General features: G+C 64.1%; 19 protein-coding genes. 9 read left to right on the forward strand and 10 right to left on the reverse strand.

Features of this window, described 5'->3' with window-relative positions:
- Window positions 1–135: 135 nt before the first annotated feature.
- The gene (locus tag ACTYOL_RS03485) at window positions 136–1449 is read left to right on the forward strand and encodes an MFS transporter (RefSeq protein ID WP_402764155.1); all 1314 of its coding nucleotides are present in this window, start codon (window positions 136–138) and stop codon (window positions 1447–1449) included.
- 135 nt (window positions 1450–1584) lie between these two features.
- On the forward strand, window positions 1585–2877 hold the full coding sequence (locus tag ACTYOL_RS03490; RefSeq protein ID WP_063542690.1) for an OprD family porin: 1293 nt from the start codon (window positions 1585–1587) through the stop codon (window positions 2875–2877).
- A gap of 349 nt (window positions 2878–3226) precedes the next feature.
- Here ACTYOL_RS03490 and ACTYOL_RS03495 read toward each other — a convergent pair whose 3' ends face one another.
- The gene (locus ACTYOL_RS03495; RefSeq protein ID WP_444757545.1) at window positions 3227–4114 is read right to left on the reverse strand and encodes a LysR family transcriptional regulator; all 888 of its coding nucleotides are present in this window, start codon (window positions 4112–4114) and stop codon (window positions 3227–3229) included.
- Between the two features lie 77 nt (window positions 4115–4191).
- On the opposite strand from ACTYOL_RS03495, the gene ACTYOL_RS03500 reads away from it, so the two are divergent.
- Complete coding sequence (locus ACTYOL_RS03500) at window positions 4192–4956, forward strand: sulfite exporter TauE/SafE family protein (protein ID WP_444757546.1); 765 nt, start codon at window positions 4192–4194, stop codon at window positions 4954–4956.
- Here the strand turns inward: ACTYOL_RS03500 and ACTYOL_RS03505 are convergent.
- The gene (locus ACTYOL_RS03505) at window positions 4946–5260 is read right to left on the reverse strand and encodes a putative quinol monooxygenase (RefSeq protein WP_065861559.1); all 315 of its coding nucleotides are present in this window, start codon (window positions 5258–5260) and stop codon (window positions 4946–4948) included. The two genes, ACTYOL_RS03500 and ACTYOL_RS03505, sit on opposite strands and share 11 nt — an antisense overlap.
- 196 nt (window positions 5261–5456) lie before the next feature.
- Here ACTYOL_RS03505 and ACTYOL_RS03510 point away from each other — a divergent pair, with 196 nt between their 5' ends.
- The 4 genes from ACTYOL_RS03510 to ACTYOL_RS03525 all read left to right on the forward strand — a co-directional run bounded on the left by ACTYOL_RS03510 (window position 5457) and on the right by ACTYOL_RS03525 (window position 9668).
- Window positions 5457–6047 (forward strand): NAD(P)H-dependent oxidoreductase, encoded by a 591-nt coding sequence (locus ACTYOL_RS03510; protein WP_063542698.1) that lies wholly within the window; start codon window positions 5457–5459, stop codon window positions 6045–6047.
- Between the two features lie 73 nt (window positions 6048–6120).
- Window positions 6121–7017, forward strand: coding sequence for a LysR family transcriptional regulator (locus tag ACTYOL_RS03515; RefSeq protein WP_054892645.1), 897 nt, complete (start codon window positions 6121–6123; stop codon window positions 7015–7017).
- A 117-nt stretch (window positions 7018–7134) separates the two neighbouring features.
- On the forward strand, window positions 7135–8802 hold the full coding sequence (ggt, locus tag ACTYOL_RS03520) for a gamma-glutamyltransferase (protein ID WP_444757547.1): 1668 nt from the start codon (window positions 7135–7137) through the stop codon (window positions 8800–8802).
- Window positions 8803–8930: 128 nt separating this feature from the next.
- Window positions 8931–9668, forward strand: a complete 738-nt coding sequence (locus tag ACTYOL_RS03525) for a hypothetical protein (RefSeq protein ID WP_444757548.1) — start codon at window positions 8931–8933, stop codon at window positions 9666–9668.
- A gap of 50 nt (window positions 9669–9718) precedes the next feature.
- Here ACTYOL_RS03525 and ACTYOL_RS03530 read toward each other — a convergent pair whose 3' ends face one another.
- The 3 genes from ACTYOL_RS03530 to ypfJ all read right to left on the reverse strand — a co-directional run bounded on the left by ACTYOL_RS03530 (window position 9719) and on the right by ypfJ (window position 14485).
- On the reverse strand, window positions 9719–11329 hold the full coding sequence (locus ACTYOL_RS03530) for a methyl-accepting chemotaxis protein (RefSeq protein WP_444757549.1): 1611 nt from the start codon (window positions 11327–11329) through the stop codon (window positions 9719–9721).
- A 180-nt stretch (window positions 11330–11509) separates the two neighbouring features.
- Window positions 11510–13429 (reverse strand): methyl-accepting chemotaxis protein, encoded by a 1920-nt coding sequence (locus ACTYOL_RS03535; RefSeq protein WP_054892640.1) that lies wholly within the window; start codon window positions 13427–13429, stop codon window positions 11510–11512.
- Window positions 13430–13618: 189 nt separating this feature from the next.
- Complete coding sequence (gene ypfJ, locus ACTYOL_RS03540) at window positions 13619–14485, reverse strand: KPN_02809 family neutral zinc metallopeptidase (protein WP_444757550.1); 867 nt, start codon at window positions 14483–14485, stop codon at window positions 13619–13621.
- Window positions 14486–14727: 242 nt separating this feature from the next.
- On the opposite strand from ypfJ, the gene pcaH reads away from it, so the two are divergent.
- The gene (gene pcaH / locus ACTYOL_RS03545) at window positions 14728–15447 is read left to right on the forward strand and encodes a protocatechuate 3,4-dioxygenase subunit beta (RefSeq protein WP_063542708.1); all 720 of its coding nucleotides are present in this window, start codon (window positions 14728–14730) and stop codon (window positions 15445–15447) included.
- Window positions 15448–15458: 11 nt separating this feature from the next.
- The gene (pcaG, locus tag ACTYOL_RS03550) at window positions 15459–16064 is read left to right on the forward strand and encodes a protocatechuate 3,4-dioxygenase subunit alpha (RefSeq protein WP_065861563.1); all 606 of its coding nucleotides are present in this window, start codon (window positions 15459–15461) and stop codon (window positions 16062–16064) included.
- A 42-nt stretch (window positions 16065–16106) separates the two neighbouring features.
- Here the strand turns inward: pcaG and trmA are convergent, their stop codons facing one another.
- The 5 genes from trmA to lldD all read right to left on the reverse strand — a co-directional run bounded on the left by trmA (window position 16107) and on the right by lldD (window position 24219).
- A complete protein-coding gene (trmA, locus tag ACTYOL_RS03555) occupies window positions 16107–17192 on the reverse strand; it encodes a tRNA (uridine(54)-C5)-methyltransferase TrmA (RefSeq protein ID WP_054892636.1) in 1086 nt (361 codons plus the stop codon).
- On the reverse strand, window positions 17189–18484 hold the full coding sequence (locus ACTYOL_RS03560; protein ID WP_054892635.1) for an NCS2 family permease: 1296 nt from the start codon (window positions 18482–18484) through the stop codon (window positions 17189–17191). The genes trmA and ACTYOL_RS03560 overlap by 4 nt, the downstream gene beginning before the upstream one ends.
- A 216-nt stretch (window positions 18485–18700) precedes the next feature.
- A complete protein-coding gene (locus ACTYOL_RS03565; RefSeq protein ID WP_444757551.1) occupies window positions 18701–19924 on the reverse strand; it encodes an MFS transporter in 1224 nt (407 codons plus the stop codon).
- 264 nt (window positions 19925–20188) lie between these two features.
- Window positions 20189–22999: an FAD-binding and (Fe-S)-binding domain-containing protein gene (locus ACTYOL_RS03570; protein ID WP_444757552.1), complete on the reverse strand. Its 2811-nt coding sequence runs from the start codon at window positions 22997–22999 to the stop codon at window positions 20189–20191.
- Window positions 23000–23073: 74 nt separating this feature from the next.
- Window positions 23074–24219, reverse strand: a complete 1146-nt coding sequence (gene lldD, locus ACTYOL_RS03575) for an FMN-dependent L-lactate dehydrogenase LldD (RefSeq protein ID WP_153774497.1) — start codon at window positions 24217–24219, stop codon at window positions 23074–23076.
- Window positions 24220–24273: the final 54 nt, after the last annotated feature.

Raw genomic sequence — 24273 nt, forward strand, 5'->3', positions numbered from 1 at the left:
GGACGGTCGCCCCGCAGGAGCACTCGGGGTCTTGTGACGCTGCCCTGGACAGCCGCCTGTAGTGTGCGGCGCTCTTGGAGCGTCGAAAACTGCTGGCCTAAAAACAACCACAAAGTCGCCGCCAGGAGACAAGAAATGCCAATTGCGAATGCAACCGCGGTTCACAGTGCAACCGACCAAGGCACACAAGCGCTCTACCGCAAGATCACATGGAGGCTGATTCCCTTCCTGTGCTTCTGCTATCTCGCGGCCTATCTGGACCGTATCAATGTCGGCTTCGCCAAGCTGCAGATGCTCGAAGACCTGCAGTTCAGTACCGCAGCCTACGGCCTGGGGGCCGGGCTGTTCTTCGTCGGCTACATCATCTTCGAGGTGCCGAGCAACCTGATCCTGGAGCGCGTCGGTGCCAAGCTCTGGATTGCCCGGATCATGATCACCTGGGGCCTGCTGTCGGCGTGCACCATGTTCGTGTCCACCACCACCCAGTTCTACATCCTGCGTTTTCTGCTCGGGGCTGCCGAGGCGGGCTTCCTCCCGGGCGTGCTGTACTACCTGACCATGTGGTATCCGACCTACCGGCGTGGACGCATCATTGCGCTATTCATGATCGGCTTGCCGCTGTCGAGCGTGATCGGTGGTCCGATCTCAGGCTGGATCATGGGGCACTTCGACCAGGTCCACGGCCTGCATGGCTGGCAGTGGCTGTTCCTGCTCGAGGCGATTCCCAGCGTGCTGCTCGGCATCCTGACCTTCTGGGCCCTGCCGAACAATTTCCAGCAGGCCAAGTGGCTGTCGGACGATGACAAGGCGCAACTGGCCAGCGACCTGGCTGCGGACGATGCCGAGGGCAAGGGCAGCAAGCACAGCTTCCGCGACGGCTTCTTCAACCTGAAGGTGTGGATGCTCGGCGGCATCGATTTCTCGATCCTGCTCAGCGCCTATGCCATGGGGTTCTGGATGCCGACCTTCATCCGCGATGCAGGCGTCAGCGACACCTTCCACATCGGCCTGCTCACTGCGATTCCGAGCCTGGCCGCGCTGCTCGGGATGCTGATGATCGGCGCCAGTTCCGACCGTCATCGCGAACGTCGCTGGCACATCATCGTGCCGTTCATCATCGGCGCCATCGCCATGGCCAGCAGCACCCTGTTCAGCCAGAACCTGGTGATGACCGTGGCGCTGTTCGCAATCGCCTCGGCGGCGATCATCGGTGCGGTGCCGGTGTTCTTCAGCCTGCCGGCGACCTTCCTCAAGGGCACCGCCGCGGCCACCGGTTTCGCCCTGGCTTGCTCGCTGGCCAATATCGCGGGCCTGGTGAGCAACTCGCTGATGGGCATCGTGACCGATCTCACCGGTACCTCCCATGCGGCATTGTGGGTGTTCGCCGGCTGCCTGATCCTGAGCTGCTTCCTGGTGATCGCGCTGCCCGCGAAGCTGGTCAACCGCTAGTGGTCGACCGCTTCTCGCAACGGTAGCCCGGCGGGCCTGGCGCCCGCCTGATCCCTTCATCACGCCATCCGCACGTCGGCGGCCTTCAGGCTGCCGCGGTGGATCGCTGTTGCCCGAATCCAGGAGTCGCTCCCCATGCACGTACAGATTTCCCAGCGTTTTTCATCGGCTACCCGACTGGCCGGTGGCTGCGTCGCCGCAGCGCTGTGCCTCGATGCCTCTGCCGAAGACAGCGGTTTCATCGAAGGCGCCCGCGCCACCTTGCAGGCGCGCAATTACTTCTTCAGCCGCGACTATGCGGATATCAAGGGTGCCAGCACCCAGTCCCGTACCCAGGAATGGGCGCAGGGGTTCATCCTCAATGCCAGCTCCGGTTATACACAGGGGACGGTGGGTGTCGGCCTCGATGTGACCGGGCTGCTCGGCTTCAAGCTCGACAGCAGCCCGGAACATTCGAAGTCGGGCCTGCTGCCGAGCCTTGCCAGCGGCAAGTCGGCGGACGAGTACAGCCGCCTGGGTGCGGCGATCAAGTTCAAGGTGTCGCAGACCGAGCTCAAGGTCGGTGAGCTGATGCCCAACCTGCCAGTGCTGTTGTTCAGCGACTTGCGCCTGCTGCCGCCAACGTATCAGGGGGCGATGCTCGAGTCCCGCGAGATCGCCGGGTTGACCTTGAACGCCGGCCAGTTCCGCTCCACCAGCCTGCGCGACTCGTCCAACAGCCAGAAGATGTACGCGCTGGTCAACGACCCGATCAACCCGTCGCGGCTGGCGCGCTTCACCAGCGACCGCTTCAACTACGTCGGCGCCGACTATGCTTTCAACGACAACCGCACCAGCGTCGGGGTGTGGCAGGCGCAACTGGAGGATATCTACCAGCAGCGCTTCTACAGCTTCAAGCACGCCGAGCCGGTGGGCGACTGGACGCTGGGTGTCAATGCCGGGTACTTCGACGCCCGCGAGGACGGTCGCAAGATTGCCGGTGACTACGACAACCATGCCTTGTTCAGCCTGTTCTCGGCCAAGACTGGCGGGCATACCTTCTATGTGGGCTACCAGCAGATCGGCGGCAAGGATGGCTTCATCCAGGTCGGAGCCAACACCAACCCGATGGGCAACACGCTGCCAACCTACGAGTTCTCGGCGCCGGGGGAACGTTCGTGGCAGGTGCGCCATGACTATAACTTCGTGGCCCTGGGCATTCCCGGCCTGACCTCTACCCTGCGCTATGTGAAGGGCGGGGATGTGGACACCGGGCTTGGCTTCGAAGGGCGTGACCGGGAGCGCGATCTGGACCTGGCGTATGTGGTGCAGAGCGGGCCGCTGGCCGGGCTGGGGGTGCGGGTTCGCAATGTCATGGCGCGGTCCAACTACCGGACCGATATCGATGAGAACCGGTTGATCCTGAGCTATACGGTGAAGTTGTTCTGATCGGGGTGTGCTGAGTCAGTACGGGCCTTTTCGCGGGCAAGTCGCAAGGCAGAACCGCTCCCCCTGTGGGAGCGAGGGCTCGGCGCCCCGACGCGCTGCATGGCACGGGCTACGCCCGTGTTCGCGGGACCAGCCCGCTCCCACAGGGATTGGGCTGGTCTTTAGATTTTGAGCAAGACCGTTGCTCCTACAAGAGCTCCGCAACTTCTGAATACTGCGGTGTTAATTGTGGGAGCGGCGGTTCGGCGCCCCGACTTGTCCCGCGAACACGGGCGTAGCCCGTGCCATGCAGCGCGTTATCTTGTTCGCGGGACAAGTCGGGGCGACGAACCGCCGCTCCCAGGCTAACTCACTCCTCAAGCCCAAGCCGCTCGACCAGCGCCGCCGCATACCCCGGCAACCCGGCAAAATCCCGCGCGCACAGCTGCAGCCGACGATTGGCCCAGTCTTCCTCCAGCGCGACCCAGCGCAAGGGCAGCACCCCCTCCCAGCGTCTCACCGAGGCCAACGGCACCACGCCGACCCCGGCACCCCCGGCCACCATGCGGATCACACCGTCAAAACCCTCGGCCCGCACTCGCACCTGCATCCGTCGCCCAAGGCGTAGCGCTTGTTCTTCCAGGTGCAAGGCGAGGGCGCTGTCCGCTGCCAATCCCACATGACCGTGTACCAGGCTGTCGACGAACCGCGGCGACGGCTCTGCCGCCAGCGGATGGGCCAGGGGCATGATCAGCACCAGCGGGTCCTGCCGAAATGGCCGCACCTGCAAGTGCTCGCTCGGTGCTGCGGTGGAGATGATGCCCAGGTCCGCAATCCCCTGGGTGATCGCCTGCACGATGCGCAGGCTCGGTTGCTCCTGCACGTCGACGCTGACGCCGGGAAACGCCACCAGGTATGCAGCCAGCAACTCCGGCAGGTACTCGGTCAGCGCCGCGGTATTGCACAGCAGGCGCACCTGCCCCTGTTGGCCTTGGGCATATTGGCCGAGGTCGTACTGCAACCGCTCGACCTGCTGGGCGATCAGCCGCGCATGCTGCAACAGCGCCTGGCCCGCAGGCGTTGGCTGCACCCCTCGGCGGTTGCGTTCGAGCAAGGCAATACCCAGCGAGGTTTCCATGGCGCGGATCCGCGCACTGGCCGCAGGCAGCGAAAGATGGCTGCTGCGGGCACCGGCGGTGATGTTGCCGCATTCGAGCGTGTGGCGGAAAAGGCTGAGGTCGATCAGGTCGAAATGCATGTGCCTCTGTCCTGGCAAGAGTCTGGCTGAGTATATGGCAGATTTTCAGCCCATCGCCGAGGGTGCAGGATGGCGTCATGAATACCTTTATCGCGTTGTATCAAGACATGGGGCTGGCGCTTTCGCTGCTGGTTATCTTTACCTTCGCCCTGGCCGGTGCGGTCAAGGGGGTGATCGGTCTGGGAATGCCGACCATCGCCATGGGCCTGCTCGGGCTGGCTATGCCTCCGGCGCAGGCAGCGGCGCTGCTGATCGTGCCCTCTACCCTCACCAACCTGTGGCAGCTCGCCTCTGGCGGGCACCTGCGCGGGCTGCTCAAGCGCCTGGGCGGCATGTTGATGATGATCGTCGTGGGTACGCTGCTGGGTAGCCTGTGGCTTGGCATCGACAGCGGCCCATGGGCGGCGCATGCGCTCGGCGGGGCACTGCTGGTGTATGCGTTGTATGGGCTGGTGGGGCCGGGTTTGCGGGTCGCGCCGCAATGGGAATCGTGGCTGGGGCCGCTGTGCGGCCTGCTGACCGGTGTGGTGACGGCAGCGACCGGGGTGTTCGTGATGCCCGGTGTGCCCTACCTGCAGGGCTTGGGCCTGAATCGCGATGAGCTGGTCCAGGCGATGGGGCTGTCGTTCACGGTCTCGACCCTCGCCCTGGCGCTTGGCCTGGCCGGGCAGGATGCGCTCGACGGCCCGGCCCTGGGTGCGTCATTGCTGATGCTGGTGCCCGCCCTGCTCGGCATGTTCGCCGGCACCTGGCTGCGTCAGCGCATCAGCGCCGCGCTGTTCAAGCGCTGCTTTTTCATCGGCCTGGCGCTGCTCGGCGGGCACCTGTTGATCAACGGCTAGCGGAAGAAGGGCTGAGCATTTCGATCATCTGGATATCGAAGTCGCGCTCCAGATAATCCATGCGCTTCTCGAAGAACGCAGCCATGTGCGGCAGCGCCGAGTGCACGTCGAGGGCGGCCTTGTCGGCCCAGACCTCGTAGAACACGAACAGGCTCGGATCTTCCTTGTCACGCAGCATGTGGTACTCGATGCAGCCGGGCTCCTGGCGGCTCGGTTCGACGTAGGCGCGGAACAGGGTTTCGAAGGCTTCGGCCTTTTCAGGGCGGGTCTTGGCTTTGAGGATGAAAGCGAACTGCTCACTCATGGCGATGGCCTGTGCGGGGGAAAGTGAGCAGATTGTATTGCAATAATCAGATGTATATTCGTGACTTGAAGGCAAATGTATTTTGCCGCCACCCGGCTTTTTCCTGCGCTCGCGACTGCCTAATCTGCCGCCATCACTTTTGACTCGGTCGGCAGGCGTACTTGCCTCGGGCCGACCCAGACCTGCGAGGCTCACCATGAAAAAGATTCTTCTACTCAACGGCGGCAAACAGTTCGCTCATTCCGACGGCCGCCTGAACCGCACCCTGCACGAGGCCGCCCTGGCCTATCTGGACCGCGCCGGCTTCGATGTGCAGCAGACCTTCATCGACGGTGGCTATGACGTCAAGGAAGAGGTGCAGAAATTCCTCTGGGCGGACGTGGTCATCTATCAGATGCCAGGTTGGTGGATGGGCGCGCCCTGGACCGTGAAGAAATACATCGATGATGTCTTCACCGAAGGCCATGGCAGCCTTTACGCCAACGATGGCCGCACCCGTTCCGATGCCTCGCAGAAGTACGGCAGCGGCGGCCTGATCCAGGGCAAGCAGTACATGCTCTCATTGACTTGGAACGCACCGCAGCAGGCCTTCGACGATCCGACCGACTTCTTCGAAGGCAAAGGTGTGGATGCGGTGTACTTCCCGTTCCACAAGGCCAATCAGTTCCTTGGCATGACCGGCCTGCCGACCTTCCTGGCGGTGGATGTGATGAAGCGCCCGGATGTGCCGGCAGCACTGGCAGCGTATGAAGCGCACCTGGCCAAGGTGTTCGGCAAGGCCGAGTGATGACGCGGCGCCACTTGCGCCGTTATCGCCCAGCAGCTATCAATCAGCACTACCCCAAGCCCAAGGCCGCCGCGTGAAAACCCGATCCGAAGAACTCCAGGTATTCGTCGCCGTCATCGACTGCGGTTCGATCTCCGCCGCCGCCGAGCAGATGGGCCAGACCCCGTCGGCGGTGAGTCGCACCCTGTCGCGCCTGGAGGGCAAGCTTGGGACCACGCTGGTCAACCGCACCACCCGGCGCATGGACCTGACCGAGGAAGGGCGTTTCTTCCTCGAGCGTTCGCGGGCCATCCTCGAGCAGATGGACGACATGGAGGAGCGCCTGTCGATGAATCGCCAGACCCCGTCCGGGCGTTTGCGGATCAACGCCGCCGCACCGTTCATGCTGCATGCCATCCTGCCGTGGATCGGCGAGTTTCGCCGTCAGTACCCCGGCATCGAGCTCGAGCTCAATACCGACGACCTGATCATCGACCTGCTGGAACAGAGCACCGACGTGGCCATTCGCATCGGTGAACTGGCCGATTCCAGCCTGCACGCCCGCTCGCTGGGGTGCAGCCCCGTGCAGGTGCTCGCCAGCCCGGATTACCTGGCCCGGCGCGGCACACCGCAGAAGGTCGAAGACCTCAGTGCGCACTGCCTGCTGGGGTTCAGCGCACCTGAAACGCTCAATCAGTGGCCGTTGCGCCATGCTCAGGGCGATCGCTGGCCGATCCGCCCGGCGATCCTCGCCTCCAGCGGCGAGACCCTGCGCCAGCTGGCACTGGCCGGTGAAGGCATCGTCAGCCTGTCGCATTTCATGACCCACGAAGACATTCGCGCCGGCCGCCTGCAGGTGGTGCTGGCCGAGGCCAACAACGGCTATCGTCAGCCGATCCACGCGGTCTACTACCGCAATACTCAACTGGCGCTGCGTATCCAGTGCTTCCTCGATTTCATCCAGCGCAAGCTATCGATGTACGCCTGCTGAGTTGCCTGAACGCGACAGATTTGCCCAAAGACGCCTCCCTTCCTGTGTGCCGTTTGCTTAGTCGCAACGGTTGAGCCTTAAATGAGTGCTCGACAAAAACAACACCAAGGAAGTGTCATGCGTATCGTCATGTTCCAGTCCCTGGCCCTCGGGGCCGCGATCCTGAGCTGTTCTTCCGCCTATGCCGTGACACTCGAAGGTGGCGCGGTGGCGGCGCCCGATCAATATGGCGCACAGGTAGCCGCCGACATTCTCAAGAAGGGCGGTAACGCGGTGGATGCTGCGGTCGCCACCGCCTTCACGCTGGCGGTCACCTACCCGGAAGCCGGCAACATCGGCGGCGGTGGGTTCATGACCCTGTTCGTCGACGGCAAGCCGTACTTCCTCGACTACCGTGAAGTCGCGCCCAAGACCGCCACGCGCAACATGTACCTGGACGACAAGGGCGAGGTCATCGAAAACCTCAGCCTGGTTGGCGTGCGCGCTGCTGGCGTGCCCGGCACGGTGATGGGCCTGTGGGAGGCGCACCAGAAGTTCGGCAAGCTCAAGTGGAGCGAGCTGCTCACCCCGGCCATCGGCTACGCGCAGAACGGCTTCAAGATCGCGCAGAAGCAATATCAATATCGCGACGATGCCCAGGGCCTGTTCAAGACCGCCACCAACTTCAATGACTACTTCGGCAACATGAAGGTCGGTGAGCTGTTCAAGCAACCCGAGCTGGCCAAGACCTTGGAGCGCATCGCCGACAAGGGCGTCAGCGAGTTCTATCAGGGCAAGACCGCTGACCTGCTGGTGGCGCAGATGCAGGCCGACAAGGGCCTGATCACCAAGGAAGACCTGAAGGACTACAAGGCCGTGTGGCGCGATCCGATCGCCATCGACTGGCGTGGCAATGTGGTCTATACCGCGCCACCGCCAAGCTCTGGTGGCGTCGCTCTGGCCCAGCTGTTGGGCATCAAGGAAGACCGCGCAGCCGACTTCAAAGGGGTCGAGCACAACTCGGCGAAGTACATCCACCTGCTGGCCGAGATCGAGAAGCGCGTGTTCGCCGACCGCGCCGACTACCTGGGCGACCCGGCCTTCACCAAGGTGCCGGTCAAGGAGCTGGTGGCCAAGGACTACCTCGCCAAGCGCGCGGCGCAGGTCAACCCCAATGCGATCTCCGACACCGACAAGGTCAAGCCGGGCCTGGAGCCGCACCAGACCACGCACTTCTCCATTGTCGACAAGCAGGGTAATGCGGTGAGCAACACCTATACCCTGAACCTCGACTATGGCAGCGGCGTGGTGGTCAAGGGCGCGGGCTTCCTGCTCAACGACGAGATGGACGATTTCAGCGCCAAGCCGGGAGCGGCCAACGCCTTTGGCGTGGTGGGTGGGGATGCCAACGCCATCGAGCCGGGCAAGCGCATGCTCTCGTCCATGAGCCCCAGCCTGGTCACCCGCGACGGCAAGCTGACCCTGGTGGTCGGTACGCCCGGTGGTTCGCGGATCTTCACCTCGATCTTCCAGGTGATGAACAACCTGTACGACTATGGCATGCCGCTGGAAAAAGCCGTGGCCGCCCAGCGCGTGCACCATCAGTTGCTGCCCAAGGACACCATCTATTTCGACAGTTATGCACCGCTCAAGGGACAGGTGGCGGAGGATCTGAAGAAAATGGGCTATGTGCTCGAGGATCAAGGCTGGGAGATGGGTGATATCCAGGCGATCCGGGTCACCGGCGACAAGCTCGAGACCGCTTCCGATCCGCGCGGGCGCGGGGTGGGGTTGATCGTTCGCTAACCTGACAAGGGGCGAGGGCATCTTGTGCTCGCCCCTTTGCATACCTGTTATTTCTGTCAGTTGTTGGACCTGCTCACGTTCTCTATAACTCAGGCGACCCTAGTCTGTTCGCCAGTGGAGATTTCGTGATGAGCGTGTCCCAACCCTTGAAGTTTCTAGTGCTGCCGCCCGGCGTATGCCACCTCGAAGCGCCGACGCTAGAGGGCAGTCGCCCTCATCCTGGCTATCCTGGAAATGCCTCGCGGACCTGGTATGACTACGCTTTTGTGCATGCCCAGCGTCACAACAACTTGAACGTTCGTGTCCCCACCACTCATATGAGCGTTGGTGACAAGGTCGTCGTCTCGATCTTTTCTGGCTGGTTGTATGAGTTGCCCGCCGTCGTGATTCAGGCCAGCCATCTGCAAGATGGCCTGGTCCTCGTCCCTTTCCCGGCGAACATGATGATCAGTTGCCAGGGTAAAAGCGCCCATTGCAGCTACCGTATCGAGCGCACTCCCTGCGTGATTGCTGTCTCGAATCCACGTCGCGTGCGTATGGAGTCTCGCATTCGCGAGACGGCTGACGTTCGCACTCCAGCCTTTGTGCGGCCACGCATTTTGCAGGAGGCCGGGAGGCGTGTGTTCTTCATTCCGGCATTGGGTCTGACCTTCGGCGGCAAGCTGGAGATCAGCTGCTATGACGATGCCTTGGGGCTAGAGGTGGAGCGCAATCTTCCTCTGCCTGCGTCAGGTGCTGATTTCAGGCACGACATCACGCCTTGGTTCAATCGTCGGAAATCACCTCGCGGTTGGTTTGCCTACAGCCTGAGCAAAGTGGCAGGCGACAGGGTGTTCTCGGAGCTGCGAGAGTACGATAACTGGTGAACCACCCTGCCACAGTATGACCGGGGCCATGGCACGGCCCCGTTCATGACTCAGACGCGGAAGTGGCTGACCATCGTCTGCAACTGCCCGCCCAACCGCGCCAGCTCCACGCTTGACGCTGCTGTTTCCTCGCTGGCTGCCGCCGTTTGCTCCGACACATCGCGCACATTCATGATGCTGCGGCCGATTTCGTCGGCCACGGCGCTCTGCTGCTCGGCTGCCGCTGCAATCTGCTGGTTCATCGCCTGGATCCCCGACACGGTACGGGTGATGCTGGCCAATGAGGTGCCGGCCTTGCGTGCCAGTTCCACGCTGCTGTCGGTCAGCCCGCTGCTGCCTTGCATGGCGGTGGCCACGCGCTGGGTGCCGTTTTGCAGGCTGGCGACCAGCTCTTCGATCTCTTCGGTGGATTTCTGCGTGCGCTGGGCCAGGGCACGGACCTCATCGGCGACCACCGCAAAGCCGCGCCCGGCTTCACCGGCACGCGCCGCTTCGATGGCGGCATTCAGTGCCAGCAGGTTGGTCTGCTGGGCCACCGACTTGATCACGTCCATGACGCTGCCGATCTTCTGGCTTTCCTGTTGCAGCAGGTTCATCGCCTCGGTGGAGTGCTGTACTTCAGCGGCCAGGCGTTCGATCTGGCCGATGGCCTCGTTCACCACCCGGTCGCCGGCACGGGCCTCGCCGTCGGCCTGGGTGGCGGCCTGGGATGCCTGCTCGGCATTGCGCGCGACCTCCTGCACGGTCGCCGTCATCTCGTGCATGGCGGTGGCGACCTGGTCGGTCTCGACCTTCTGATTGTTGACCCCGGCACTGGTCTGCTCGGTCACCGCCGACAGTTCCTCGGCGGCGCTGGCGATCTGGGTCACGCCGTCGCGGATACCGGTGATCAGTGCGCGCAGGGTGTCGCCCATGCCCGCGATGCCCTGCTGCAGGGCACCGAGTTCGTCATGCCGGGTGATGTGCAGGCGCTGGGTGAGGTCACCTTCGGCGATCTTCTTCACCACCTCGAGGGTTTCCTGCAAGGGGCGGGTGATCTGGCGGGTGATGATCACGGCGCCAAGCAGGCCGAACACCAGCGCCAGCAGCGCCACGCCCAGTTGCAGGTTGCGCGCCTGGGCGGTATCGACGTCGCGTCTGCCAAGTTCGATCTTGTACAGCTCGTCGCTGCGCTTGGTGATCTGCGCCTGCTCCTCGATCATTTCCTGGCGTGCCGTGGCGATCGCCGCCCGGGCGTCGCGTACCGGCTGCTCGGCGTCGGGTTTGCTGGCGATGGTGCGGTAGCCCTGGCGCATCTTGTCCAGCGAGGCGCGGTACTGGTCGATGTAGCTGGCCTGTTCGCGCAGCAGTTGCAGGCTCGGGGGATGGTCGAAGCTGGCGAGCAGTTCCTGCTTGTGCTGTTCGAAGGTGTCCAGGCGGGCCTGCACGGTGGCGGCGGCGCTCTCGTCGCCATCGGCGAGCATGTATTGCAGACGCGCCACCCGCAGGTTGTTCAGGTGCGTGTTGAACTGGGTGATCTGCCCCATCGAGTTGCTGCGTGCGACGAGGTTTTCCAGGCTGTTCCAGCCGGTCAAGGCCAGTGCAGTGGTGAGTAGAAGGACCAGGCCGAAGCCCAGCATCAGTTTGAGTTTGACGCTGATGTTGGCAAACCAGTTGCTCATGGAGGTTCCCCGGGGGAAAGCGCCTGCTCGCGGGATTTCCCGTCACACGGCATTTGTTTTTGTGATGGGCCCTCCGTTGCCGCAGAAGAGATATCGGCAATGTTTGCAGGAGCTGAAACGCCGTTCAGCAGATTTTTTGGGGGAGGGATTGGGGCCGCGACGCGGCCCCGGAAGGCGTGGTCAGACGCGGAAATGGCTGACCAGGGTTTGCAACTGTCCACCCAGGCGCGCCAGCTCGACGCTGGAGGCGGCTGTCTCGTCGCTCGCGGCGGCGGTCTGCTCGGACACATCGCGTACGTTGAGGATGCTGCGGCTGATCTCTTCGGCCACGGCACTCTGCTGCTCTGCGGCGGCGGCGATTTGCTGGTTCATCGATTGGATGCCCGACACGGTACTGGTGATGTTCTCCAGCGACGCGCCGGCCTTGCGTGCCAGTTCCACGCTGCTGTCGGTCAGGGTGCGGCTGCCGAGCATGGCGTTGGCCACCTGCTGTGTGCCGTTCTGCAGGCTGGCGACCAGCTCTTCGATCTCTTCGGTGGACTTCTGCGTGCGCTGCGCCAGGCCACGCACTTCGTCGGCGACCACGGCGAACCCACGTCCCGCCTCACCGGCACGAGCCGCTTCGATGGCGGCATTGAGCGCCAACAGGTTGGTCTGCTCGGCCACCGACTTGATCACGTCCATGACACTGCCGATCTTCTGGCTTTCCTGTTGCAGCAGATTCATCGCTTCGGTGGAGCGGTTGACCTCGGCGGCCAGGCGCTCGATCTGGTTGATCGCCTCGCCCACCACTTTGTCACCGGCACGGGCTTCGCCGTCGGCGTTGGTTGCTGCAAGCGACGCCTGTTCGGCGTTGCGCGCGACTTCCTGCACGGTGGCGGCCATTTCGTGCATGGCGGTGGCGACCTGGTCGGTCTCGACCTTCTGGCTGTTGGCGCCGGCGCTGGTCTGCTCGGTCACCGCCGACAGCTCCTCGGCCGCACTGGCGATCTGGGTAACACCGTCACGGATGCCGCTGATGAGGTCGCGCAGGGTCGTACCCATGCGCGCAATGCCTTGCTGCAGCACGCCCAGTTCGTCGCGGCGGGTGACCTGCAGGTTGTGGGTCAGGTCGCCACCGGCGATCTTCTCCACCACGGCGAGGGTCTCGCGCAGCGGGCGGGTGATCTGGCGGGTGATGATCACGGCGGCGAGTACGCCGATGAGCAGGGCCAGCAGCGTCGCGCCGATCTGCAGGGTGCGGGCCTCGGCACTTTCGATGTCACGACGTTCGAGCTGGATCTTGTACAGGTCGTCGCTGAGCTTGACGATGTCGCCGCCCTGCACGGTCATTTCCTGGCGGGACACAGCGATCTGGGCTGTCGAGGCGCTGAGCTGGCGAACCGACTCGCCATAGGCACGCACTGCGCCTTCGAACTGCTCGATGGCAGCGCCATCGCTGGTCAGCTGGCGCTTGAGGCCGTCGATTTCGGTGAAGGTCTGCTGCAGTTGGCGCAGCACCGCTTGCTCGGCGACGTCGCTTGGCGCTGCCACATAGCTGCGTACGTCCAGGCGCAACTGGGTCAGCTGCTGGCGGGCCTTGCTGATTACCAGGTATTGCTGCAAGCGGGTCGCATCGCTTTCGTCACGGGCCAGGACATCCTTGCTGATCGTTTCGATCAACTGGATCGCCTTGGTCGCGTTCTGGTCGAGGGTTTCACGGGCCGCAAGGGTGATCTTGTAGCCTGCGCGCATCTTGTCGAGCGAGATGCGATAGTCGGCGATGATCTTGCCCAGCTCACGCAGCAGCTTGAGGTTCTCGGGGCTCTTGAAGGTGCTTTCCAGGTGCTGCTGCTGGGCGCTGAAGGTTTCCAGCTTCGCCAGCGTGTTGGCGGCGGCGGCGTCGTCGCCGTTGGCGATCATGTATTGCAGGCGCGCCACGCGCAGATTGGTCAGGTCAGTATTGAGGCGGGTAATGTCGCTCATCCAGTTGCTGCGATTGATGAGGCTCCCCAGGCTGGTCCAACTGGCCAGGGCCAGCAGGCCGGTCAATACCAGGACCAGGCCGAAGCCCAGCCCGAGTTTGAGGTTCACGCTCTTGTCGGCAAACCATCTGTTCATGCACGCTCTCCAGAAAATGTGTCTTGCAAAATCTCACGTCGCCGGGCGTTGTTCTTGTAGGGGCCAGCTGATGGGTCCACGGGGTTATCGGCCGAATCGGCTGCGGCTGAAACGTTTATCAGCAGAAAAATGACCCATTGGTCGTATTGCGTTCTGGAGAGGCTCTGCAACGCCCTTTGCAGCAGGGCGTTACAGGTTGCGTGCGTTGAAAGTATCGCAGCGGTTGAGATCGCCACTGCCGAAGCCAGCCTTGAACCAGCGTACCCGCTGCGCCGAGGTGCCATGGGTGAAGGAGTCGGGCACCACGCGCCCTTGACCCTGTTGCTGGAGGCGGTCGTCGCCGATGGCGTTGGCGGCGTTGAGTGCCTCTTCGACATCGCCGGGCTCCAGCCAGTTGAGACGTTTCTGAGCCTGGTAGGCCCAGACACCGGCCAGGCAGTCCGCCTGCAGTTCCTGGCGTACCAGCAGGCCATTGTCGCCCTCAAGGCGCTGGCCGCTGCGGCGTGCGGCATCGACCTTGGCCGAGACGCCGAGCAGGGTTTGTACGTGGTGGCCAATTTCGTGGGCGATCACGTAGGCCTGGGCGAAGCGGGTTTCCATTTCGCGGAAGAACGACATGTCCAGGTACACCCGCTGATCAGCCGGGCAATAGAAGGGGCCGACCGCCGAGGAGGCGAAGCCGCACGCGGAGTTGACCTGGCCGCTGAACAGCACCAGCTTGGGGTCGCGGTATTGCTTGCCGGCCTGGGCGAACAGGGCCTTCCAGGTATCTTCGGTGTCGCCCAGGATCGAGGCGACGAACTCGGCCTGTTGATCATTGGCCGGCGGTGCCTTGCCGCCAGCACCGCTGGGCGCTGCCTGCTGTTGCTCCATCTGGCCGGCGAGCTGGCCGAGGATCTGCAGCGGATCCTGGCCGGTGATCCAGCCGATGCCGATGATCAGCAGCACGGCACCCAGCCCCAGGCCCTTGCCACCGCCGAAGCGCATCCCGCCGCCACCGCCTTCGCCGCGTGCATCCACCACATTGTCGCTGCGTCGGCCTTTTCGCCAATCCATAGAAGTTCTCCGCTGTGAGGGTCGTGCCTGGTTGAAGGGCCGTGGGCTCTGCGCAGCCAGCACCGCAGTCCATCCAGAATAGTCCAGCGCTTCAGATCAGGTGGTCTGACGAAAAGTTGCATAACCAAATGGTTATGTCTGGCGCGCATGTTTTCAGTTTTCGCCCTGCGCGACCTGCCGGAAACTGCAAGTCCGCCTGCCACGCACAGGTGGTTCGAACAATTCCAAGAGAGGAAAACGGCATGCCCGCTCAGGACACCAGCCGCTTCGTGATCCGTGATCGCAACTGGCACCCCAAGGCCCTCACGCCTGATTACAAGACATCCATCGCCCGCTCGCCGCGCCAGGCGCTGGTGAGTATTGCCCAGTCGGTCAGCGAAAGCACCGGCCCTGATTTTTCCCACCTGCGCTTCGGCGAGCATGACCATGACCTGTTGCTGAACTTCAACAACGGTGGCCTGCCGATCGGTGAGCGCATCATCGTTGCCGGGCGGGTCGTCGACCAGTACGGCAAGCCGGTGCCCAATACCCTGGTGGAGATGTGGCAGGCCAACGCCGGTGGTCGCTACCGCCACAAGAACGACCGCTACCTGGCCCCGCTCGATCCCAACTTCGGTGGCGTCGGTCGCTGCCTGACCGACCGTGACGGCTACTACAGCTTCCGCACCATCAAGCCCGGCCCCTATCCCTGGCGCAACGGCCCCAACGACTGGCGTCCGGCGCACATCCACTTCTCCATCAGCGGCCCATCGATTGCCACCAAGCTGATCACCCAACTGTATTTCGAAGGTGATCCGCTGATTCCGATGTGCCCGATCGTCAAGTCGATCGCCAACCCGGACGCGGTGCAGCGCTTGATCGCCCGGCTCGACATGAGCCACGCCAACCCGATGGACTGTCTGGCCTATCGCTTCGACATCGTGCTGCGTGGCCAGCGCCAGACCCACTTCGAGAATCGCTGAGGAGACCCGTCATGCCTATCGAACTGCTGCCGGAGACGCCCTCGCAGACCGCCGGCCCCTATGTGCACATCGGCCTGGCCCTGGAAGCTGCCGGTAACCCGACCCGCGACCAGGAAATCTGGAACCGCCTGGCCCGCCCGGAGGCTCCGGGCGAGCACATCCTGCTGATCGGCCAGGTGTACGATGGCAATGGCCATCTGGTGCGTGATTCCTTCCTCGAGGTGTGGCAGGCCGACGCCAACGGCCACTACCAGGACATGTTCAACCTGGAGAACACCTTCAACAGCTTCGGCCGGACCGCCACCACCTTCGATGCAGGTGAATGGACCTTGCACACGGTCAAGCCAGGCGTGGTGAACAATGCTGCCGGGGTGCCGATGGCACCGCACATCAACATCAGCCTGTTCGCCCGGGGGATCAACATCCACCTGCACACCCGTTTGTATTTCGATGACGAGGCCGAGGCCAACGCCAAGTGCCCGGTGCTCAACCTGATCGAGCAGCCGCAGCGGCGCGAGACGCTGATCGCCAAGCGCTGCGAGGTGGACGGGAAGACGGCGTATCGCTTCGATATCCGTATTCAAGGGGAAGGGGAGACGGTGTTCTTCGACTTCTGAGCGAATGCCGGGGCCTGTCAGGTGGCCCCGGCCATCCATCGATCAGCGCCGCACCAGCAGGACCCCGCTTTCCATGTGGTGGGTGTAGGGGAACTGATCGAACAGCGCGCAGCGTTCGATACGGTGGGTATCGTGCAGTTGAGCGATGTTCTGCGCCAGCGTCTCGGGGTTGCAGGAGATGTACAGGATCCGCTCGAAACGCCGGGTCAGCTCGCAGGTGTCCGGGTCCATGCCGGCGCGTGGCGGGTCGACGAACACGGTGCCGAAGTCGTAGCTTTTCAGGTCGATGCCTTCCAGGCGACGGAATGGGCGGACCTCGTTCAGCGCCTCGGTCAGTTCCTCGGCCGACAGGCGTACCAGGCGCACGTTGTCGATGCCGTTTTCGTCGAGGTTGTGCAGGGCGGCGTTGACCGAGGTCTTGCTGATCTCGGTGGCCAGCACCTGGCGCGCGCGGGTGGCCAGGGGCAGGGTGAAGTTACCGTTGCCGCAGTACAGCTCCAGCAGGTCGTCGCTGCGCTCGCCCATCGCCTCGCAGGCCCAGCCCAGCATCTTCTGGTTCACTGCACCGTTGGGCTGGGTGAAGGCGCCTTCAGGCTGGCGGTAGCTGAAGGTGCGGCCGGCGATGTCGAGTTTCTCCACGGCATAGTCACGGCCGATCACCACGCGCTTGCCTTTGGAGCGACCGATCACGCTGACGCCCAGTTGTGCGGCCAGTTGCTGCGCGGCAGCTTCCCAGGCCTCGTCGAGCGGGCGGTGATAGCACAGGGTGACCATGGCATCGCCGGCCAGTGTGGTCAGGAACTCGACCTGGAACAGACGATTGCTCAGGTCTTCGTTGCCCTGCCAGGCGGCCTTGAGACGGGGCATCAGTTCATTGATGCGCTGGCTGGCGATGGGGAAGTCGTCGATCAGAATTGCCTTGTGCTTCTCGCCCGGGGCGAACATCGCGTAGTGGCGTTGACCCTCTTCGCGCCACAGACGGAACTCTGCGCGCAGGCGATAGTGCTCGCGCGGCGACTCGAACACGGCAGGTTGCGGTGCATCGAAGGGCGCCAGCAGCTCGCGCAGGCGCTCGACCTTGGCCTGCAGTTGGGTCGTGTATTGCGAAGGGTCGAAGACGGCACTCATGCGTTGAACCAGCCCAGCTTGATGACGAACAGAATGGACAGGATCACCAGGGCCGGGTTCAGGTCGCGATGACGACCGGAGATCAGCTTGATGGCGGTCCAGGCGATGAAGCCGAAGGCGATGCCGTTGGCGATCGAATAGGTCAACGGCATGGCCAGGGCGGTGACCACTACCGGCGCGGCCTCGGTGACGTCGTCCCAGTTGATCTCGGCCAGGCCCGAGGCCATCAGCACGGCAACGAACAGCAGTGCCGGCGCGGTGGCGTAGGCCGGCACGCTACCGGCCAGCGGCGCGAAGAACAGCGCCAGCAGGAACAGCACGGCTACCACGATGGCGGTCAGGCCGGTGCGTCCGCCGGCACTTACGCCGGCAGCCGATTCGATATAGCTGGTGGTGGTCGAGGTGCCCAGCAGCGAGCCGGCCATGGCTGCGGTGCTGTCGGCGATCAGCGCACGGCCCATCTTCGGCATATGGCCGTCCTTGCCCATCAGGCCGGCGCGCTTGGCCACGCCGATCAGGGTGCCGGAGTTGTCGAACAGGTCGACGAACAGGAAGGCGAAGATCACGCTGATCAGCCCGACGTCCAGCGCGCCCTTGATGTCCAGTTGCAGGAAGGTCGGGGCCAGCGACGGCGGCATGGAAACGATGCCGCCGAATTGGCTGGCACCCACCAGGATCGACACCACCGTCACGGCGAGGATGCCGATCAGCACGGCGCCGCGCACTTTCAGCGACTCGAGGCCGACGATGAGGAAGAAGCCGAGGGTGGCAAGGATCGGTGCAGGCTGCTTGAGGTCGCCCAGGCCGACCAGGGTGGCTGGGTTATCGACGACGATGCCCGCATTGTGCAGGGCGATGAGTGCCAGGAACAGGCCGATACCGGCGGCGATCGCCGAGCGCAGCGGCAGCGGGATGCTGTTCACGATCCATTCACGGATGCGGAAGATCGACAGCAGGAAGAACAGCACCGCCGAGAGGAATACCGCACCCAGTGCCACCTGCCAGGTGTGGCCCATGTGCAGGACCACGGTGTAGGTGAAGAAGGCGTTCAGGCCCATGCCCGGGGCGAGGGCGATCGGGTAGTTGGCGATCAGGCCCATGGTGACCGAGCCGATGGCGGCGGCAAGGCACGTGGCGACGAAGATCGCGCCCTTGTCCATGCCGGTTTCGCCGAGGATGCTCGGGTTGACGAACAGGATGTAGGCCATCGCCAGGAAGGTGGTGACGCCCGCGAGGATCTCGGTGCGCACGTTGGTGTTGTGTGCTTTTAGTTGAAACAGCCTTTCCAGCATGCCTGCTCCCATGGCGCCGGGGCGCCGTGAATGTATTCGACCCCATCAGCAAAGCACAGACCGTACCGGTTGCCGTGGTTTTGTGGGGGCGGGAAAAAGCCGCGCATCATACCAGCATGGGGGGCGGGGGCCTATGGCTGTTGGTCTTTGTGGCGTGGCGCCCGCTGTCGGCGCGGCCTGGTGCCGCGAAAGGGCTGCCAGGCAGCCCCATGAAGACTATTGCGGATTGTGCATGCGGTCGCGGTTGGCCAGGGTCGGGAACAGCTTCATCCACACGCCGGTGACCACCAGCGTGCCCACACCACCCAGTACCACCGCCGGAACTGTGCCAAACCAGTGCGCAGTGACCCCGGATTCGAACTCGCCGAGCTGATTCGAGGCACCGATGAACAGCCCGTTCACCGCGCTGACCCGGCCGCGCATTTCATCGGGTGTCTCCAGTTGCACGAAGGCGCTGCGGATAACCATGCTGAACATGTCTGCCGCGCCCAGTACCACCAGCACCGCCAGCGAGAACCAGAACGAGGTCGACAGACCAAAGGCGATGGTCGCCACGCCGAACACGCCGACGGCGGTGAACATGGTCCGGCCGACCTTGCGTTCTACCGGGAAGCGCGCCAGCCACAGCGACATCAACAAGGCACCTACCGCCGGGGCCGAGCGCAGCAGACCCAGGCCCCAGGCGCCGGTGAGCAGGATATCCTTCGCGAACACCGGCAGCAGCGCCGTGGCACCGCCGAGCAGCACGGCGAACAGGTCCAGCGAGATGGCGCCGAGGATGTCCGGGCGACTGCGAATGAAGCGGATGCCGGCCAGCAGCGACTCCAGGCTGGCACGGCCGCGCTGTGGTGTCTGCTGGCGCGAGTCGAGGCTGAGCATCAGCAGGCAGGCAATGGCGTACAGCAATACCGTCGGGCCATACACCCAGATGCTGCCGAAAGCGTAGAGCAGGCCGCCGACCGCCGGGGCGACGATGGTCGCTGCCTGGGTCGCCGACGCCGACGCAGCGACGGCGCGCGGGAACAGCCCCGGCGGCACCACGTTGGGCAGCAGTGCCTGGGTCGCAGGCATCTCGAAGGAGCGGGTGGCACCGAGCAGGAAGGCCAGCACGAAGATCAGTTCACGGGTGACGCTGTCGGTGGCACTGCCCAGCGCCAGGGCCAGGGCGATGAGCCCTTGCAGGCACTGGCACAGGGCGGCGACCTTGCGCCGGTCGTAGCGGTCGGCGACATGCCCGGTGTGCAGCATGAACAGCACCCGTGGGGCGAATTCGACCAGGCCGACCAGGCCCAGGTCCAGGACGTTGCCGGTGAGCTGGTAGAGGTGCCAGCCGATGGCCACGGTGAGCATCTGGAAGCCACTGGCGGTGAAGACCCGCGCAAGCCAGAACGCGATGAACGGACGGTGGTGACGCAACAGCAACGGTGCGGACTCAGACATCGGGGGCCAACGGCAGCGGAAGAAGGGGGCTGCAGATTAGCATTTACTTGTAACAAATGGTTGCTAGCTGCTGGGTCAATCGCCTGGGTAGCCGCTCCATTGTAGGAGCGGGTTTACCCGCGAAAAAAACACCGCGCTGCCTGGCACGGGCTACGCCCGTGTTCGCGGGACAAGTCGCAGCGGCGAACCGCCGCTCCCACAGGGGATTGGGCTGACCTTTAGATTTTGAACAAGACAGTTGCACACACAGGGATTGGGCCGGCCTCAGATAGCTCGCGCCCGCGTCACCCGGTCCACCAGATAGACCAATCCGTGATAGTCGATACCACTATGGCTCGACAGCCCGATCTCGCAGGTACGGCTGGTGGAAATCCCTTCGCTGCAGTACTGCACCGCATCTTTCAGGCTGCGCAGGGAATGGGCATTGAGCTCTGGCGTGGTGAAGCCCTTGTCGCCAGCGAACCCACAGCAGTGGATACCCTCGGGAATCACCACCTGCTTGCTGCAACGCCGCGCGAGGTCGATCAGCGCCTGGCTTTCGCCCAGGTGCTGGGTGCTGCAGGTGACATGTACGGCCACAGGTTCCTCCTGCGGAGTGAACTCCAGCTTGTCGAGCAGATGCATGCGGATGAAGCGCACCGGATCGTAGAGGTCCAGCCGGGTTTCGCCCAGGTCCTGTACCAGGCGCAAGGTGCAGGGGCTGGTGTCGCAGTAGATTGGATCGAGGCCGCCGCGGCTGGCATGCAGCAGGGCGGCGATCAGTTCCTGGCGCTTGTGCTCGGCCTGCTCGGCGTAGCCCTTGGAAGCAAATGGCTGGCCACAGCAGAGGCTATCGGCGTTGTCGGGGAAGATCACCTGGTAGCCGGCCTTTTCCAGCAGGGCCTGGGTCTTGTCCAGCAACGAGCGCTGCTCGCGATCGCCATAGGCCGGACCCATGACACGCGACACACAGGCCGCAAGGTAAACCACCCGGGGTCGTGCATCGTGGCTTGCCGGGCCGAAGTCGATCGGTTTGAGCGGTTGCGGCATGGCCGCTGTCCACTGCGGCAGGCGACCGTTGCTGACCTTGCGCAGGCCACTGCTTAGGCGCGCCAAGCGTGGGGCACCGAGCAGCTTGCGTGCGCCGTTGGCCGCGGCGAGGGTCAGGCGTGCGCCACTGAGGGCCGAGTGGAAGTGCTCGGCCAGCCAGTCGGCAGTCTTCAGGTGATCGGCGGCCTGGCCGCGCAGTTTTTTCACCAGTTCGCCGGTATTGATCCCCACCGGGCAACGCTGGGCGCACAGGCCGGTAGCGGCGCAGGTATCGATGCCCTGGTATTGATAGGTCTGCAGCAGCTCGCGGGTGTCGAGGCCGGCACGACGCTTGGCCTGGATATCGCGCCACATGACAATGCGTTGGCGTGGGCTGAGGGTCAGCCCCTTGGACGGGCACACCGGCTCGCAGAAACCGCACTCGATGCATTTGTCGACGATCTCGTCGGCCGCCGGCAGTGGCTTGAGGTTTTTCAGGTGGACGTCCGGATCGTTGCTGAGCACCACATCCGGGTTGAGGATGCCGTTGGGGTCGAGCAAGCGCTTGAGTGCCCACATCAATTGGTAAGCGTCGTTGCCCCATTCCAGCTCGACGAAGGGCGCCATGTTGCGTCCGGTGCCGTGCTCGGCCTTGAGCGAGCCGCCGAATTCCACCGCCACCAGTTGCGCGACGTCCTCCATGAAGGCCTGGTAACGCGCGACTTCCTCGGCGCTGTTGAAGCCCTGGGTGAAAACGAAGTGCAGGTTGCCTTCCAGTGCATGGCCGAAAATGATCGCCTCGTCATAGCGATGCCTGTCGAACAGCTGGATCAGGCGGTTGACGCCCTCGGCCAGTTGTTCGACCGGGAAGGTCACGTCTTCGATGATCACTGTGGTGCCGGTCTGGCGCACGGCGCCGACGGCAGGGAAGGTGTCCTTGCGAATCTTCCACAGCAGGTTGTACACCGTCGGGTCTTCGCTGAACTCGACCTTCTGCTCGAGCGGGAATTCGGCGATTGACCCCATCACCAGCGCCAGTTGTTCGTGCAGCAGGCTCTGGCTGGCGGCGCGGGACTCGATCAGCAGGGCGCAGGCGTTGTTCGACAGGCCTTTCACCCAGGCCGGCATGCCTGGCATCTCCTGCACCGAGCGCAGGCTGCGGCGATCGAGCAGCTCGACCGCCGACACGGGCTGGCGCTTGAGCACGGTCACTGCCCGGCAGCAGCTTTCGACAGTGGGAAACACCAGCAGGGCGCTGGCCTTGTGCGGGTGGTCAGGCACGGTGTCATAGGTGACTGCGCTGATGAAACCCAGGGTGCCTTCTGAGCCGACCAGCAGGTGCTGGAGGATATCCAGCGGCTGGTCGTAGTCCACCAGTGCGTTGAGCGAGAGGCCGGTGGTGTTCTTCAACCTGTACTTGTGGCGGATGCGGTCGGCCAGTTCGGTGTTGGCGCGAGTCTCACGGCCAAGGCGGGCAAGTTCCTCGAGCAATGCGGCGTGGCTCTGCTCGAAGGCGGCGACGCTGGCCGGGTCTTCACTGTCCAGGCGAGTGCCGTCGGCCAGTACCAGGCGCAGGCCAGCAAGGGTGTGATAGGTGTTCTGCGCGGTACCGCAGCACATGCCGCTGGCATTGTTGGCGACGATGCCGCCGATCTTGCAGGCATTGATCGACGCCGGATCAGGTCCGATCTTGCGCCCGTAGGGGGCCAGCCAGGCATTGGCCTGGGCACCGATGACCCCGGGCTGCAGGCGGATCTGTTCGCCCTGGTTGCGAATCTCGCGGCCGTTCCAGTTGTCGCCCAGCACGATCAGCACCGAGTCGCTGATGGCCTGCCCGGAGAGGCTGGTGCCTGCAGCGCGGAAGGTTACCGGCACGCGCTCACGCTGGGCCAGGCGGATCAGCTCGACCACCTCGTCCTCGGATTCGACGCGCACCACCAGCTTGGGGATCAGCCGGTAGAAACTGGCGTCGGTGCCGAAGGCCAGGGTCGAGGTCGGGTCGTCGAAACGGCGTTCGGCAGGGATCAGGCGCTCGGCATCACGCAGGAACGCAGCGGGCAGGCTCATGCAATCTCCTCGCGGGGCCGGCGCGTCTGGCGCGCGACGTGCCCCGGACTATCAGGCGTTTGTTTCGTAAGGGCTCAGGCGCCCAGCTCGCGTACCAGTGAATCGCGGCTGATCTCGCCGATCGACTTGGCGCCGGTCAGCACCATGGCCACGCGCATTTCTTTCTCGAACAGCTCCAGCAGGTTCTTCACCCCAGCCTGGCCATGCACGGCCAGGGCCCAGAGGAAGGCGCGGCCGATCAGCACCGTGTCGGCGCCCAGGGCGATCATGCGCACCACGTCCAGGCCGCTGCGGATACCCGAGTCGGCGAGAATCTTCAAATCACCCTTGACCGCGTCGGCGATGGCCGGCAGGGCGCGGGCGCTGGACAGCACGCCGTCGAGCTGGCGGCCGCCGTGGTTGGAGACGACGATGCCGTCGGCACCGAACTTCACTGCGTCGCGGGCGTCATCGGCGTCGAGGATGCCCTTGATGATCATCGGGCCGTCCCAGAATTCGCGGATCCACTCCAGGTCCTTCCAGGAAATCGACGGGTCGAAATTGTTGCCCAGCCAGCCGATGTAGTCGGCAAGGCCGGTCGGGTTGCCGCGATAGGTGGAAATGTTGCCCAGGTCGTGGGGGCGTCCCATCACGCCGACGTCCCAGGCCCATTGAGGGTGGGTCATGGCTTGCAACACACGACGCATCGGGCCGTTGGCGCCACTCATGCCGGAATGGGCGTCGCGGTAGCGGGCGCCGGGCACGGGCATGTCGACGGTGAACACCAGCGTCTTCACCCCGGCGGCCTTGGCACGCTCCAGGGCGTTGCGCATGAAGCCGCGGTCCTTGAGGACATACAGCTGGAACCACATGGGCCGGTCGATGGCCGGCGCCACTTCCTCGATCGGGCAGACCGACACCGTGGACATGGTGAAGGGAATGCCGTGCGCCGCCGCCGCGCGCGCCGCTTGCACTTCGCCACGGCGCGCGTACATGCCGGTGAGACCGACCGGGGCCAGGGCCACGGGCATGCTCAGGGTTTCGTCGAACAGCCGGGTCTGAAGGCTCAGCTCCGACATGTTTCTCAGGACACGCTGGCGCAGGGCGATGCTGGCCAGGTCCGAGACGTTGTGGCGCAGGGTGTGCTCGGCGTAGGCGCCGCCGTCGGCGTAGTGGAACAGGAAGGGGGGCAGCTTGCGCTGGGCCGCGGCGCGATAGTCGGTGGAGGCTGAAATGATCATGGATTCTCGCAGCGTGGGTGGGGTGGGTTGCCGGGCACATGCGCGCGCCCGGCC

This window comes from Pseudomonas sp. A014 (assembly GCF_052378495.1).
Classification (GTDB): domain Bacteria; phylum Pseudomonadota; class Gammaproteobacteria; order Pseudomonadales; family Pseudomonadaceae; genus Aquipseudomonas; species Aquipseudomonas machongensis.

Bases quoted from the DNA above. Each gene is read 5' to 3' on its own strand.
- ypfJ (WP_444757550.1), bottom strand. From the start codon at position 14,485: ATGGATTGGCGAAAAGGCCGACGCAGCGACAATGTGGTGGATGCACGC.
- ACTYOL_RS03570 (WP_444757552.1), bottom strand. From the start codon at position 22,999: ATGAGCCTGCCCGCTGCGTTCCTGCGTGATGCCGAGCGCCTGATCCCT.
- ggt (WP_444757547.1), top strand. From the start codon at position 7,135: ATGCGTATCGTCATGTTCCAGTCCCTGGCCCTCGGGGCCGCGATCCTG.
- ACTYOL_RS03510 (WP_063542698.1), top strand. From the start codon at position 5,457: ATGAAAAAGATTCTTCTACTCAACGGCGGCAAACAGTTCGCTCATTCC.
- ACTYOL_RS03525 (WP_444757548.1), top strand. From the start codon at position 8,931: ATGAGCGTGTCCCAACCCTTGAAGTTTCTAGTGCTGCCGCCCGGCGTA.
- pcaH (WP_063542708.1), top strand. From the start codon at position 14,728: ATGCCCGCTCAGGACACCAGCCGCTTCGTGATCCGTGATCGCAACTGG.
- ACTYOL_RS03485 (WP_402764155.1), top strand. From the start codon at position 136: ATGCCAATTGCGAATGCAACCGCGGTTCACAGTGCAACCGACCAAGGC.
- ACTYOL_RS03495 (WP_444757545.1), bottom strand. From the start codon at position 4,114: ATGCATTTCGACCTGATCGACCTCAGCCTTTTCCGCCACACGCTCGAA.
- ACTYOL_RS03505 (WP_065861559.1), bottom strand. From the start codon at position 5,260: ATGAGTGAGCAGTTCGCTTTCATCCTCAAAGCCAAGACCCGCCCTGAA.
- pcaG (WP_065861563.1), top strand. From the start codon at position 15,459: ATGCCTATCGAACTGCTGCCGGAGACGCCCTCGCAGACCGCCGGCCCC.
- lldD (WP_153774497.1), bottom strand. From the start codon at position 24,219: ATGATCATTTCAGCCTCCACCGACTATCGCGCCGCGGCCCAGCGCAAG.
- ACTYOL_RS03530 (WP_444757549.1), bottom strand. From the start codon at position 11,329: ATGAGCAACTGGTTTGCCAACATCAGCGTCAAACTCAAACTGATGCTG.
- ACTYOL_RS03560 (WP_054892635.1), bottom strand. From the start codon at position 18,484: ATGCTGGAAAGGCTGTTTCAACTAAAAGCACACAACACCAACGTGCGC.
- trmA (WP_054892636.1), bottom strand. From the start codon at position 17,192: ATGAGTGCCGTCTTCGACCCTTCGCAATACACGACCCAACTGCAGGCC.
- ACTYOL_RS03500 (WP_444757546.1), top strand. From the start codon at position 4,192: ATGAATACCTTTATCGCGTTGTATCAAGACATGGGGCTGGCGCTTTCG.
- ACTYOL_RS03565 (WP_444757551.1), bottom strand. From the start codon at position 19,924: ATGTCTGAGTCCGCACCGTTGCTGTTGCGTCACCACCGTCCGTTCATC.
- ACTYOL_RS03535 (WP_054892640.1), bottom strand. From the start codon at position 13,429: ATGAACAGATGGTTTGCCGACAAGAGCGTGAACCTCAAACTCGGGCTG.
- ACTYOL_RS03490 (WP_063542690.1), top strand. From the start codon at position 1,585: ATGCACGTACAGATTTCCCAGCGTTTTTCATCGGCTACCCGACTGGCC.